Raw genomic sequence first — 12,705 nt, forward strand, 5'->3', positions numbered from 1 at the left:
CCCGAATGGGCTGATCGCCACCTCGGCTGGGTCGGCGTCAGGGTTGCCGCATAAGCTCGGACCGGAGCGCACGCCTGTGCGTGTCCGCCACGGCCCGGGCCATGCGGGCCAGGAAAGTTGTGAGCAGGGTGTATTCGCAGGTCAGCAAGACGATCAGGAGTGCGGGGTAAGGGGACGTGCACATCGTCATCATGGGCTGCGGGCGAGTGGGAGCCGCTCTCGCGCAGACCCTCGAACAGCAGGGGCACACCGTCGCGGTCGTCGACCAGGACCCGACGGCCTTCCGCCGACTGGGCTCGGGCTTCGGCGGGCGCCGGGTCACGGGTGTGGGCTTCGACCAGGACACCCTTCGTGAGGCGGGCATCGAGGAAGCCGGTGCCTTCGCCGCGGTGAGCAGCGGCGACAACTCGAACATCATCGCCGCGCGGGTCGCGCGCGAGATGTTCGGCATCGAGAACGTCGCCGCCCGCATCTACGACCCGCGGCGCGCCGAGGTCTACCAGCGTCTGGGCATCCCGACGGTCGCCACGGTCCGCTGGACCGCCGACCAGATGCTGCGCCGGCTGCTGCCCTCGGGCGCGGAGCCGCTGTGGCGTGACCCGAGCGGCGGAGTGCAGCTCGCCGAGGTGCACACCTCTTCCGCGTGGATCGGCCACAAGGTGAGCCGGCTCCAGGAGGAGACGGGCGTGCGCGTGGCATTTCTCACCCGGCTGGGCGAAGCGATTCTGCCGACCTCTCAGACGGTGCTGCAGGAGGGCGACCTCGTGCACGTGATGATGCGCACGGACGAGATCGACAAGGTCGAGGCGGCCTTCGCCGAGGGTCCCGAGGAGGGCGGTCACTGATGCGTGTCGCTATTGCGGGCGCCGGCGCGGTGGGCCGTTCCATCGCGGGCGAGCTCCTGGAGAACGGCCACGAGGTCCTCCTCATCGACAAGGCCCCGACCGCCATCTCGGTGGAGCGGGTGCCGCAGGCGGAGTGGCTGCTCGCCGACGCCTGCGAGATCACGTCGCTGGACGAGGCCGCGCTGCAGCGCTGCAACGTGGTCATCGCGGCGACCGGCGACGACAAGGTGAACCTGGTCGTCTCGCTGCTCGCCAAGACCGAGTACGGCGTGCCGCGCGTGGTCGCCCGGGTCAACAACCCGAAGAACGAGTGGCTGTTCAACGAGGCGTGGGGCGTGGACGTCGCCGTCTCGACGCCGCGCCTGATGTCCGCCCTGGTCGAAGAGGCGGTGAGCGTCGGCGACCTGGTCCGGCTGCTGCGCTTCAGCCACGGCGACGCGAACCTGGTGGAGCTGACGCTGCCGCCGGAGTCGGCGATCGCGGGCACGCAGGTCGGGGACGTCGCCTGGCCGCAGGACACCTCCCTGGTGACCATCATCCGCGGCTCCCGGGTCCTCACCCCGAGCCCGGAGGAGACCCTGGAGGCGGGTGACGAGCTGCTGTTCGTGGCCACCCAGGCCCGCGAGGAGCAGCTGGAGGAGCTCCTCTCGGTCCGCCGGGAGAGCGCCGAGTAGCGCGAGGAGCGCGAGCGGCGCCGGATGGCGCGAGGAGCGCCGGCTCCGGAGTGCGTACGGTACGCGGAAAGGGGCCCGGGACCTGTGACAGGTCCCGGGCCCCTTTCCGTTTTTCCGGATCTTCCGCGCAGACGAGGGCTACGGCGAGGGGCTACTGCTCCGTGCGGCCGCCCTGGGCCGCGGCCTTGCGCTCCTTCTCGGCCTTCTCCTCGGCCTCCATCTCCGCGAACACGTCGATCGGCGGCGGTGCCTTGGCGAGGAACACCCAGGTCAGGTAGACCGCGAGCAGGAACGGCGGGATCTTGAGGGCGACGAGGACCCAGCCGAGCTGGGTGGTGTCCGCCCACCAGTACAGCGGGAAGAGGATCGCGCACTTGGCGAGGAGGATCAGGCCCCAGGCCCAGCTGGCCTTCGCGTAGGCCTTCTTGCGGCCCGGGTTACGGGTGCGCCAGGAGAGGTTCTCCTTGAAGACGGGGCCGAGGATCAGACCGATCAGCGGCACTCCGGCCAGGGTCGTGATGATGTACGCGAGGCCGAGGCCGAGGGTGTACAGCATGCCCGGCAGGTAGAAGTCCTTGGCGTTGCCGGTCATCATCGCGAAGACGACACCGAACGCCACGCCGAAGACGCCGCTGAAGGCGTGCTTGACGGTGTCTCGGCGGATCAGCCGGACGGCGACGAGGACGAGCGAGACCCCGAGCGCGGCGATCGCCGAGAAGTGCAGGTTCTTGTTGATCGTGTAGATCGTGACGAAGAGCAGTCCCGGCAGGACCGTCTCCACCATGCCGCGCACTCCGCCGAAGGCCTCGAACAGGGCGGCCTCGGTCACCGCCTTGTCCGCCTGGGCCCCCTGGTCGGGGGTGCCCGGGCCGGCCTCGGCGCCCTGGTCGGTGGTCGGCTTGTCGACTGACGTCACCGGCTACTCCTGTCCGAGCGGTCGGAGCTCGTATTTGGGGTTGAAGAGGACCCGCCGGCCGTGGCTCATGGAGATGCGGCCGGAGGCGATCAGCTTGCGGCCCGGTTCGATGCCCACGATGGAGCGGCGTCCCAGCCAGACGACGTCCAGCGGCGCCGTGCCGTCGAAGAGCTCGGCCTCCAGCGCGGGCACGCCCGCCCGAGGGCGCAGGGTGACCGTGCGCAACGTACCAGTCACCTTGACTATCTCGCGGTCCGAACAGTCGGAGATCCGTGTGCACCCCGAGGCCGCGGAGTCCTCCTGCAGCTCCACCGACTCCAGCTCCGCCTGGGAGGTGGAAAGGCGGTCGAGCATGCGGCGGAAGCGTCCGGCGGGCTTCTCTGTACGCGGTGCGGCACTCATACCTCAAAGCGTACCGGCCGCCGCCGTCACCGAACCCGGCCCCGGACCCCGCACCGGAACGGGCACCGGAGTCAGTGTTCGAAGCGGTAGCCCATGCCCGGTTCGGTGACGAAGTGGCGCGGGTGCGAAGGGTCCTGCTCCAGCTTCCGGCGCAGCTGCGCCATGTACACCCGGAGGTAGTTGGTCTCGGTGCCGTACGAGGGGCCCCAGACCTCCTGGAGGAGCTGCTTCTGGCTCACCAGGCGGCCGCTGTTGCGGACCAGCACCTCCAGGAGGTGCCACTCGGTCGGGGTCAGCCGGACGTCCTTGCCGTCCCGGTGGACCTTCTTGGCGGCCAGGTCGACCGTGAAGCCGGCGGTCTCGACGACCACGACGCCGTCCTCGCGGCCCACCGGCTCGGCCCGGCGGACCGCGGCGCGCAGCCGGGCCAGCAGCTCGTCCATGCCGAAGGGCTTGGTGACGTAGTCGTCGGCGCCCGCGTCGAGCGCCTCGACCTTCTCGTCGGAGGTCTGCCGGGCGGACAGCACGAGGACCGGCACCCGGGTCCAGCCGCGCAGGCCCCTGATCACGTCGACGCCGTCCATGTCGGGCAGTCCGAGGTCGAGGACGACGACGTCGGGATGGCGCTCGGCGGCGAGCCGGAGGGCGGTGGCGCCGTCGGGCGCCGCGTCGACCTCGTACTTCCGCGCCTTGAGGTTGATCACCAGGGCGCGGACGATCTGTGGCTCGTCGTCGACCACGAGGACCCGGGTCATGGAGGGGGACCTTCCTGTTCGTCGTTACGTGTACGGCTGGTCGTGTTCGTGTACGGCTCGTCGTCACGGCCACGGAGAGGGCTACGGCTGCTACGGCTACGGCTACGGCGCTGCCGCGCGCGTCACGGGCCCGGCGGGGCGGACGTCCGGGTCATGTGAGGCTGCGGACGGGCGTCGTGGCGGTGCCGGGTTCCGGGGGCTGCGGGGCTCCGGCCCGGGCGGTGCTCAGGGTGAGGACCATGGTGAGCCCGCCGCCGGGGGTGTCCTCGGCGGCGAGGGTGCCGCCCATGGCCTCGACGAAGCCGCGGGCGACCGCGAGGCCCAGGCCGACGCCGGCGCCGCGCGGGGCGTCGCCGAAGCGCTGGAAGGGCTCGAAGATGCCGTCCTTGCCCTCGTCCGGGACCCCGGGGCCGCGGTCGGTGACCCGCAGTTCGAGGCGCTCGCCGAGGACGCTGGCGGAGACGGCGACCGGGACGCCGTCGGGGCTGTACTTGACCGCGTTCTCGACGATGTTGGCGACGGCCCGTTCGAGGAGGCCGCGGTCGACGTCGACCATGGGCAGCGTCTCGGGGATGTCGAGCTCGACGCTGCCCTCGGGGACTCCGCCGAGCGCCATCGGCACCACCTCGTCCAGGTCGGTCGGGCGGATCAGCGGGGTGACGGTGCCGGTCTGGAGCCGGGACATGTCGAGGAGGTTCCCCACGAGGTGGTCGAGCCGGTCGGCGCCCTCCTCGATGCCCTCCAGGAGCAGGGTCCGGTCCTCCTCGGACCACTCGACGTCGTCGGAGCGGAGGGAGGACACGGAGGCCTTGATGCCGGCCAGCGGGGTGCGCAGGTCGTGGCTGACGGCGGCGAGCAGCGAGGTGCGGATCTTGTTGCCCTCGGCGAGCTTGCGGGCCTCCTCGGCCTCGTCGACGAGCCGCTGACGGTCCAGGACGACGACGGCCTGGGCGGCGAACGCGCCGAGCACCCGGCGGTCCTCGGCGGGCAGGACCCGGCCGTTGAGGGCGAGCGCCAGGTGGTCGCCGACGGGCATGTCGACGTCGGCGTCCTCGGGCCGTGACACCGGACGGCTGCCGACGCTCGCGGCGCAGGTCCACGGTTCGAGGTCGCCCTGGCGCTCCAGGAGGGCGACGGAGTCCATGGAGAAGGTCTCCCTGACCCGTTCGAGCAGGGCCTCGAGGCTGCTCTCGCCGCGCAGGACGCTGCCGGCGAGGTACGACAGCACCTCGGACTCGGCGCGCAGCCGGGCGGCCTGCTGGGTGCGGCGGGCCGCCAGGTCGACCACGGAGGCCACGGCCATGCCGACGCCGAAGAAGACGGCGATGGCCACGATGTTCAGCGGGTCGGCGACGGTCAGCCGGTGCAGCGGCGGGGTGAAGAACCAGTTGAGGAGCAGGGAGCCGATGGCCGCCGACGCGAGGGCCGGCAGGAAGCCGCCGAGGAGCGCGGAGGCCACCGTCAGGGTGAGGAAGAGCAGCATGTCGTTGGCGAGCCCGAGGTCCGCGTCGACATGGGTGAGCAGCAGGGAGAGCAGCACGGGCCCGGCGACGCCGACCAGCCAGCCCCAGAGGGTCCGGGCCCTGCCGAGGCGGGCGCCGCGGGCGACGGGCAGTCCACGGCCCTTGGCGGCCTCCTCGTGGGTGACGATGTGGACGTCGAGGTCGGGGCCCGATTCACGGGCCACGGTCTGGCCGACGCCGGGCCCGAAGACGTACTGCCAGGTGCGGCGGCGGCTGGAGCCGAGCACGATCTGTGTGGCGTTGACGCCGCGCGCGAACTCCAGGAGCGCGTGGGGCACGTCGTCGCCGACGACGTGGTGGAACGTTCCGCCGAGATCCTCGACGAGGGTCCGCTGAACCGCGAGCTCCTTCGGAGAGGCGGAGGTCAGTCCGTCGCTGCGGGAGACGTACACGGCGAGGACCTCGCCGCCCGCGCCCTTCTCCGCGAGCCGCGCGGCCCGGCGGATCAGCGTGCGGCCCTCCGGGCCGCCGGTGATGCCGACGACGATCCGCTCGCGCGCCTGCCAGGTGGAGCGGATGTCGTGCTCGCCGCGGTACCAGCGCAGGTACTCGTCGACCCGGTCGGCGGTCCACAGCAGTGCCAGCTCGCGCAGCGCCGTCAGGTTGCCGGGCCGGAAGTAGTTCGACAGGGCCGCGTCGACCTTGTCCGGCTTGTAGATGTTGCCGTGCGCCATGCGCCGCCGCAGGGCCTGCGGCGACATGTCGACCAGCTCGATCTGGTCGGCCCGCCGCACCACCTCGTCGGGCACGGTCTCCCGCTGCCGCACACCGGTGATCGACTCGACGACGTCGCCGAGCGACTCCAGGTGCTGGATGTTCACGGTCGAGACCACGTCGATCCCGGCCGTGAGGAGCTCCTCGACGTCCTGCCAGCGCTTGGCGTTCCGCGAGCCCGGCACGTTGGTGTGCGCGAGTTCGTCGACGAGCGCGACGGCCGGCCGGCGGGCGAGGACCGCGTCCACGTCCATCTCGGTGAAGTCGGTGCCGCGGTACTCGATCCGCCGCCGGGGTATCCGCTCCAGGCCGTGGAGCATCACCTCGGTGCGGGGCCGGTCGTGGTGCTCCACGAACGCGACCACGACGTCCGTGCCCCGCTCGACGCGGCGGTGCGCCTCGGACAGCATCGCGTACGTCTTGCCGACGCCCGGTGCCGCTCCCAGGTAGATCCGTAGTGTGCCGCGTCCCATGCCCATGACCTTACGTCCAGCCAATCGGACATTCCGCACGGGTCCGGACCAGGCGGGGACGTATTGACGTGATCCTGACGCGCACTGTCCGAGGGCTCGCTGAGCATGCCGTCTCAGTGCTCGCTGAGCGCGCTGGCTCAGTGCTCGACGAGCTCGCTGTCTCGGTTCTCGACGAGCTCGCCGGCTCAGTTCGCGACGAGCTCGCCGGCTCCGTGCTCGATGATCTCGCCGTCGCGCAGCTCCAGGACCCGGTCGGCGAGGCCGAGGAGCTGCGAGTCGTGGGTGGCGACCAGGGCCGTGCAGCCCTCGCTGCGCACCACGGCCCGCAGCAGCTCCATGACCGCGAGGCCGGTCTCGGCGTCCAGCTGTCCGGTCGGCTCGTCGGCGATCAGCAGCGCGGGCCGGTTGGCGAGGGCGCGGGCGATGGCGACCCGCTGCTGCTGTCCGCCGGAGAGCTCTCCGGGGCGCTGGGCGGCGTGATCGGCGAGCCCGACGAGGGAGAGCAGCAGAGCGACCCGCTCCTCGCGCTCCCGGGGATCGGCCTCGCGCAGCCGCATCGGCACGCCGACGTTCTCGGCGGCGGTCAGGATCGGTATGAGACCGAAGGACTGGAAGATGAATCCGATCCGGTCCCGGCGCAGCTCCAGCAGGCCTTCCTCGCCGAGCCGAGCGAGGTCGGTGCCGTCGATGACGACGCGTCCCTGGTCGGCGGTGTCGAGGCCGCCCACGAGGTTGAGCAGGGTGGTCTTGCCGGAGCCCGAGCGGCCCTTCAGGGCGACCAGCTCGCCGCGCGGGATGTCGAAGGACACGCCGCGCAGGGCGTGCACGGCGGCCGCCCCCGTCCCGTACGAGCGGTGCAGGTTCTCCACCCTGACCATCGGCGCGCCGGCCGGGTCGTCGACGACGGCCGTGCCGGTCCGCACGTTGCTCTCACTCACCGTGATACCCCCCTGGATCGAACGTGTGCGCCGTCAGTATGGGCACAGGGCGGCGACGGGTGCCAGGCCTGTGGATAACCCGCCGGGGCTTGCGGCGGCCGGGAGGACGAGGCCGGGGAAAGCCCGGTGGCCGCCCCCGTTCGGGAGCGGCCACCGGGCTCTGTCACGTGCCGCTCGCGCGGCGGTCGTGCGGCGTCGGCGTCAGCGGATCTCGGAGATCTCCGGGCCGCGCTGCAGCTGGCCCATGCCGCCCGAGAAGCGGGAGCCGCCCTGGTCCTCCTGCTGCACGCCGTCCGGCACCATCTGGGCGTCGTTCGGCAGCTTGAGGACGATCGGGTCACGCGGGGCCATCGGGCCCTCGCCACGGACGACCACGGTGTCCCGGACGATCTGCTCCAGGAGACCGGCGGCCTCGGGCTGCACCGCGCCCTGACCGGAGATCACACCGCGCAGGAACCAGCGGGGCCCGTCGACGCCGACGAAGCGCACGAGCTGGACGCCCCGGTTGCCGTCCGGCAGCTGTACGGGCACCTGGGCACGCAGCTCCCAGCCCAGCGGACCCTCGACCTCGTCGATCACACCGCCCTGCTGGGTGATGCCGTTCGCGATCTCCTCGCGGACCTCGCCCCAGATGCCCTCCTTCTTGGGCGCGGCGAAGGCCTGCAGCTGGACGGCGCTGTCGCGCAGCACGACGGTGGCCGCGACGATCGCGTCGCCCGCCACCTCCACACGCAGCTCCATGCCCTCGACACCGGGCACGAACATGCCGCCGAGGTCGACGCGGCCCTCCTCGGGCTTGCTGACCTCGGAGATGTCCCAGGGACCGTCGGGCCGAGGCGCCGGCGGAAGGTTCACCCGGCGCTGCCCCTGGGCAGCGTCGGTCGCGTCCGCCCCGTCCTCGGGGGTCACCGCGTCGACGACCTGCTCGGCCTGGCCCGCGGCGTCATCGGCACCGCTCTTCTTGCGACGTCCGAACACGTCACTGTCCTTCCCGGTCGGATACGACCGAAGCGTATCGATTCCCACCCGTAGTGCCGTCCACGGCGGCATGACCGCCGGTGGACCCGAAGCCCCCCTCGGCCCGCGCGGAGCCGGGAAGCTCCGCGACCTCGTGGAAGCGCACCTTCTCGACCTGCTGGACGACGAGCTGGGCGATCCGGTCGAACCGCTCGAACCGCACGCTCTCGCGCGGGTCCAGGTTGACCACGATCACCTTGATCTCTCCACGGTACCCGGCATCGACCGTCCCCGGGGCATTCACGAGCGCGACTCCGCAGCGGGCCGCGAGACCGGAGCGCGGGTGCACGAAGGCGGCGTAGCCGTCGGGCAGCGCGATGGAGACTCCGGTGGGCAGCACGGCCCGCTCCCCCGGGGCGAGCTCGGCGGCCTCGGTGGTCACCAGGTCGGCGCCGGCGTCGCCGGGGTGGCCGTACGCGGGGATCGGCACCTCCGGGTCCACGCGGCGGATGAGTACGTCGACGGGATTGCGCATCAGGGGTTCACCTCGAAGGCGCGGGCGCGCCTGACCTGGTCGGGGTCGGCCATGGCGGCCCGGATCTCCTCCGGGCGGCCGTTGTCGATGAAGTGGTCGACCTTGACCTCGATGAAGAGGGCGTCGGCGCGGACGGCGACGGGGCCTTCGGGCCCGCCGATCCGGCCGACGGCGGTCGAGTAGATCTTGCGGCCGTGCACGGCGGTGACCTCGGCCTGGAGATGGAGCACGGTGCCGACCGGCACGGGCCTGGCGAAGTCGGTCTCCAGGCGGCCCGTCACGGCGATGACCCGCAGCAGCCAGTTCAGGGAGCCGAGGGTCTCGTCGAGCGCGGTGGCGAGGACGCCGCCGTGCGCGAGGCCCGGGGCGCCCTGGTGGTCGGTCGTCACGGTGAACTCCGCGGTGACCGTCACGCCCTCGCCCGCCCGCGCCTCCAGGTGCAGCCCGTGGGGCTGCCCGCCGCCGCACCCGAAGCAGTACTCGTAGTGCGCACCGAGCAGCTCGCCGGGGGCGGGCGCGTCGGGGTGGCGTACCGGCGCTATGGCGTCGGCCGGCGGCGTGAGAGCGGCAGATGTTCCAGTCACAGGCGCAGACCTTACCCGCGCGGCCGGGCACGGGTCTCGCCGTGCCAAGCTTGGGGCATGCAGCAGCCCTCCGTGCCCCCGACCGCGCCGGCCTTCGACGAGCGTCTGACCGCGCCACGCTCCTGGTGGCTCATCGCCGGTCTCATCGGTCTCTCCGGCGCCCTGGTCATGTTCCCGCTGGGCACGGTGCCGACCCTCGGCGGTCTGATCGCCGCGGCGGCGCTCGCCGCGGTGGGGGTCTCGTCGTACGGCTCGGCCCGGGTCCGGGTGGTGGCCGGTTCGCTGGTCGCCGGGGACGCCAGGATTCCGGCGTCGGCGCTGGGGAAGCCCGAGGTGCTGGACGCCGAGGAGGCGCGCGCCTGGCGCACGTACAAGGCCGACCCGCGGGCGTTCCTGCTGATGCGCAGCTACGTGCCCACGGCGGTACGGGTCGAGGTGACGGACCCGGCGGACCCGACGCCGTACGTCTACGTGTCCACCCGGGACCCGGAGGGGCTGGCGGCGGCCCTGGAGGCGGCCCGGAGCGAGGCCGCGGCGGCCTGAGGCCGCCGGGGTCCTCCGGGAGCCCGGCCGAGGGCCCCGCGAGGCCCTCAGGGCGTGCCTAGAAGTCGATCTCCTTGGGGTTCTCCGGCTGCTCCAGGGGAGGCAGGGCCGGGAGGGCGTCCCAGGGGATCTGGCGGGCGCGCAGGTCCTTGCGGACGTGCCCGGCGAGCTTCTTGGTGTCGCGCCGGTTCATGACGGCGCCGACGGCCGCGCCCACCATGAACGGGGTGAGGTTCGGCAGGTTGCGCACCATGCGCTTCATGATCTGCTGGCGCAGTTCGCGCTTGAGCTGACCGCCCAGTGCCGCGTTGACGGTGGTGGGCCTGGTGGGGTCGATGCCGCGCTCCTCCGCCCAGGCGGTGAGGTATGCGGTCGAGCGCTGGGTGAGGGTGCCCTGCGGCCGCAGGCCGTAGACCTCGTGCAGCTCGGCGATGAGTTTCAGCTCGACGGCGGCGACGCCGGTGATCTCCGCGGCCAGCTCGGCGGGCATCGCGGGCGGCATGGGCAGCATGGCGGCGGCGCCGATGCCCGCGCCGACGGTGGCGCTGGCGTTGGCCGCGCCGCTGATCAGTTTGTCGGCGATCTGTTCGGGCCCGAGGCCGGGGAACTGCCGGCGCAGGGTCGGCAGGTCGCGTACGGGCACGCGCGGGGCGATCTCGATGACGCGGTCCGCGAGGTAGCCGAGGCCGGCCTTGGCGCCCTGACCGCCGCGCTTCACGCCGCGCCGTACGGCGTCGATGCGCGCGCTGTCGAGCTTGATGCGGTCGAGCTGGACGCGCGCGGGGTTGGCGACGCGTCGCAGGACGCCGCTCCTGGCGGTCCTGCCGGTGGCCTCGCTGCCGGCGTCTTCGCCGGAGGTGGCTTCGAGGGTGCCCTCGGTGTGGCCGTCCCGGTGGCCGGGGACGGGCAGGTGGTCCGGGGAGGGCCTGCCGTCGGCCCCGTGCGGCGCGTCCGCTGCTTCGAGCGAGGCCATGGGGCCTCGCTCGTCGTCACGTGCGCCAGGTGTGGGCAGGGGGGCGGAGTGCACGGCGGAGGGAGCGTCCGTGACGCCCTCTGCCGAGCCCGAGCCGCCCTGGTACGCCTCCGACCTCCCGGGGAGCCGGAGCCGCCGCTTCCGAGACGGTGTGTCGCCTGCCACGGTCACTCGATCTCAGTCGCAGTCGCGGCAGATCGGCTGACCGTTCTTCTCCCGAGCCAGCTGGCTGCGGTGGTGCACGAGGAAGCAGCTCATGCAGGTGAACTCGTCGGCCTGCTTGGGCAGGACCCGGACGGCCAGCTCCTCGTTCGAGAGGTCGGCGCCCGGGAGCTCGAGGCCCTCGGCGGCCTCGAACTCGTCGACGTCGACGGTCGAGGTCGACTTGTCGTTCCGGCGGGCCTTCAGTTCCTCAAGGCTGTCCGAGTCGACGTCGTCGTCGGTCTTGCGTGGGGTGTCGTAATCCGTTGCCATGTCGCTCTCCCCCTCTGGGTGGTTTGCGGTGTCTCCAGCGCACGTAACGCGTGAGAGGCCGGACTTGTGCCCGACCCGAGGCGGAGATTTTGCCTCACATCAAGGTCTGTTACTCAATCGACACCCAATCCGCCCTCTCACGAGTGACCGGCTTTGGGTGGCGAAGCGGACCGTACACGGTCCGGTGACCCTCCCTCACGGGTGCCACCCCGTGTACTTCCCGTCATTCAGACCCCCGGAAACCCGGACTTTTACGGGTTTTCCGAGGGAATTCGCGATCACGGAGAGTGGAGGACCAGACACCCATTCCTGTGATCGATCACACAGGACCGTCTCAGGAATGGGAACCGGAAATTCCGCGCAAAGCGAACAAAACCGGTCGGCTCGGTCAGTGTGTCAGATCGGCAGAGTGACACGCATCACGAGGCCGCCGCCCTCGCGCGGCTCGGCGATGATACGGCCGCCGTGGGCCCGTGCGACGGAGCGGGCGATCGACAAGCCGAGGCCGACCCCCTTGTCGCTCCCGGTGCGCTCCTGACGGAGGCGCCGGAATGGCTCGAAAAGGTTGTCGATCTCGTACGCCGGGACGACGGGCCCCGTGTTGGAGACCTCCAGGACCGCCTGACCGTTCTGCGTCGAGGTGGTGACCTCCACCCAGCCGTCCTCCGGGACGTTGTACCGGACGGCGTTCTGCACCAGGTTGAGGGCGATCCGCTCCAGCAGCACGCCGTTGCCCTGGACCACGGCCAGGCCGCGCTCGCCACGGAACTCGACGCCCTTGGCGTCGGCCTCGGCACGCGCCTGGTCCATGGCCCTCGAGGCGACCTCAGCCAGGTCGACCGGCTTGCGCTCGATGATCTCGTTGTCGCTGCGGGCGAGCAGCAGCAGGCCCTCGACCAGCTGCTCGCTGCGCTCGTTGGTCGCCAGCAGGGTCTTGCCGAGCTGCTGGAGCTCCACCGGCGCTCCCGGGTCCGAGAGCTGGACCTCCAGAAGCGTGCGGTTGATCGCGAGCGGCGTGCGCAGCTCGTGCGAGGCGTTGGCGACGAAGCGCTGCTGGGCGCTGAAGGCCCGCTCCAGGCGCTCCAGCATCTCGTCGAAGGTGTCGGCGAGCTCCTTGAGCTCGTCGTCCGGCCCGTCCAGCTCGATCCGCCGCGACAGGTCCGTTCCGGCCACCTGGCGGGCGGTCCGGGTGATCCGGCCGAGCGGGGAGAGCACCCGGCCGGCCATCGCGTAACCGAAGGCGAAGGCGATGATGCTCAGCCCGAGCAGGGCGAACAGGGAGCGCCGCAGCAGGTCGTCCAGGGCGAGGTCGCTCTGGTGCCGGAGACACATCGAGACGGCGTTGTTGAGCTGCTCGCCGGTGGACTTGTCGGGCAGCTCGAACCAGTCGGTGGTCGCC

At 71.8% G+C, this 12,705-nt stretch carries 14 protein-coding genes; 3 read left to right on the top strand and 11 right to left on the bottom strand.

What is annotated here, in order from left to right; translation table 11 throughout:
- The first annotated feature begins 176 nt into the window (after positions 1 to 176).
- Entirely contained in the window at positions 177 to 845 is a 669-nt protein-coding gene (locus ACFWJO_RS21635; RefSeq protein ID WP_384418065.1) for a potassium channel family protein, read from the top strand.
- Positions 845 to 1,519, top strand: a complete 675-nt coding sequence (locus ACFWJO_RS21640; RefSeq protein WP_384418062.1) for a potassium channel family protein — start codon at positions 845 to 847, stop codon at positions 1,517 to 1,519. Before ACFWJO_RS21635 ends, ACFWJO_RS21640 begins: the two co-directional genes overlap by 1 nt.
- Positions 1,520 to 1,670: 151 nt before the next feature.
- On the opposite strand, the gene ACFWJO_RS21645 is transcribed toward ACFWJO_RS21640, so the two are convergent.
- The 8 genes from ACFWJO_RS21645 to ACFWJO_RS21680 all read right to left on the bottom strand — a co-directional run bounded on the left by ACFWJO_RS21645 (position 1,671) and on the right by ACFWJO_RS21680 (position 9,316).
- Positions 1,671 to 2,435 (bottom strand): DUF3159 domain-containing protein, encoded by a 765-nt coding sequence (locus ACFWJO_RS21645; protein WP_386867406.1) that lies wholly within the window; start codon positions 2,433 to 2,435, stop codon positions 1,671 to 1,673.
- A gap of 3 nt (positions 2,436 to 2,438) precedes the next feature.
- Positions 2,439 to 2,837: an OB-fold nucleic acid binding domain-containing protein gene (locus ACFWJO_RS21650; protein WP_384418057.1), complete on the bottom strand. Its 399-nt coding sequence runs from the start codon at positions 2,835 to 2,837 to the stop codon at positions 2,439 to 2,441.
- A gap of 71 nt (positions 2,838 to 2,908) precedes the next feature.
- Positions 2,909 to 3,592 (bottom strand): response regulator, encoded by a 684-nt coding sequence (locus ACFWJO_RS21655; protein ID WP_386867408.1) that lies wholly within the window; start codon positions 3,590 to 3,592, stop codon positions 2,909 to 2,911.
- A 151-nt stretch (positions 3,593 to 3,743) separates the two neighbouring features.
- Positions 3,744 to 6,302: a DUF4118 domain-containing protein gene (locus tag ACFWJO_RS21660; protein WP_386867410.1), complete on the bottom strand. Its 2,559-nt coding sequence runs from the start codon at positions 6,300 to 6,302 to the stop codon at positions 3,744 to 3,746.
- Positions 6,303 to 6,487: 185 nt separating this feature from the next.
- Entirely contained in the window at positions 6,488 to 7,180 is a 693-nt protein-coding gene (locus ACFWJO_RS21665) for an ABC transporter ATP-binding protein (RefSeq protein WP_386867426.1), read from the bottom strand.
- 261 nt (positions 7,181 to 7,441) lie between these two features.
- A complete protein-coding gene (locus ACFWJO_RS21670; RefSeq protein WP_386867412.1) occupies positions 7,442 to 8,218 on the bottom strand; it encodes a DUF3710 domain-containing protein in 777 nt (258 codons plus the stop codon).
- A gap of 1 nt (position 8,219) precedes the next feature.
- A complete protein-coding gene (dut, locus tag ACFWJO_RS21675; protein WP_128977708.1) occupies positions 8,220 to 8,732 on the bottom strand; it encodes a dUTP diphosphatase in 513 nt (170 codons plus the stop codon).
- Positions 8,732 to 9,316 carry a PaaI family thioesterase gene (locus tag ACFWJO_RS21680; RefSeq protein WP_386867414.1) on the bottom strand — a complete coding sequence of 195 codons (585 nt, stop codon included), beginning with the start codon at positions 9,314 to 9,316 and terminating at the stop codon, positions 8,732 to 8,734. The genes dut and ACFWJO_RS21680 overlap by 1 nt, the downstream gene beginning before the upstream one ends.
- A 57-nt stretch (positions 9,317 to 9,373) precedes the next feature.
- Between ACFWJO_RS21680 and ACFWJO_RS21685 the strand changes: the two genes are divergently transcribed.
- A complete protein-coding gene (locus ACFWJO_RS21685) occupies positions 9,374 to 9,859 on the top strand; it encodes a DUF3093 domain-containing protein (RefSeq protein WP_386867416.1) in 486 nt (161 codons plus the stop codon).
- A 58-nt stretch (positions 9,860 to 9,917) separates the two neighbouring features.
- Here ACFWJO_RS21685 and ACFWJO_RS21690 read toward each other — a convergent pair whose 3' ends face one another.
- From ACFWJO_RS21690 to ACFWJO_RS21700, 3 genes are all read right to left on the bottom strand, one after another.
- Positions 9,918 to 10,997, bottom strand: coding sequence for a hypothetical protein (locus tag ACFWJO_RS21690; protein WP_386867417.1), 1,080 nt, complete (start codon positions 10,995 to 10,997; stop codon positions 9,918 to 9,920).
- A gap of 12 nt (positions 10,998 to 11,009) precedes the next feature.
- A complete protein-coding gene (locus ACFWJO_RS21695; protein WP_003955561.1) occupies positions 11,010 to 11,306 on the bottom strand; it encodes a DUF4193 domain-containing protein in 297 nt (98 codons plus the stop codon).
- A gap of 396 nt (positions 11,307 to 11,702) precedes the next feature.
- Positions 11,703 to 12,705, bottom strand: a 1,003-nt coding sequence (locus tag ACFWJO_RS21700; protein WP_386867419.1) for a sensor histidine kinase, incomplete at its 5' end; no start/stop codon positions are given.

Source organism: Streptomyces sp. NPDC127092 (assembly GCF_042722475.1).
Taxonomy (GTDB): Bacteria; Actinomycetota; Actinomycetes; order Streptomycetales; family Streptomycetaceae; genus Streptomyces.

Excerpts from the sequence above, each read along its gene's own strand:
- ACFWJO_RS21640 (WP_384418062.1), top strand. The coding sequence starts at position 845 with ATGCGTGTCGCTATTGCGGGCGCCGGCGCGGTGGGCCGTTCCATCGCG.
- ACFWJO_RS21650 (WP_384418057.1), bottom strand. The coding sequence starts at position 2,837 with ATGAGTGCCGCACCGCGTACAGAGAAGCCCGCCGGACGCTTCCGCCGC.
- ACFWJO_RS21655 (WP_386867408.1), bottom strand. The coding sequence starts at position 3,592 with ATGACCCGGGTCCTCGTGGTCGACGACGAGCCACAGATCGTCCGCGCC.
- ACFWJO_RS21660 (WP_386867410.1), bottom strand. The coding sequence starts at position 6,302 with ATGGGACGCGGCACACTACGGATCTACCTGGGAGCGGCACCGGGCGTC.
- ACFWJO_RS21665 (WP_386867426.1), bottom strand. The coding sequence starts at position 7,180 with ATGGTCAGGGTGGAGAACCTGCACCGCTCGTACGGGACGGGGGCGGCC.
- dut (WP_128977708.1), bottom strand. The coding sequence starts at position 8,732 with ATGCGCAATCCCGTCGACGTACTCATCCGCCGCGTGGACCCGGAGGTG.
- ACFWJO_RS21685 (WP_386867416.1), top strand. The coding sequence starts at position 9,374 with ATGCAGCAGCCCTCCGTGCCCCCGACCGCGCCGGCCTTCGACGAGCGT.
- ACFWJO_RS21695 (WP_003955561.1), bottom strand. The coding sequence starts at position 11,306 with ATGGCAACGGATTACGACACCCCACGCAAGACCGACGACGACGTCGAC.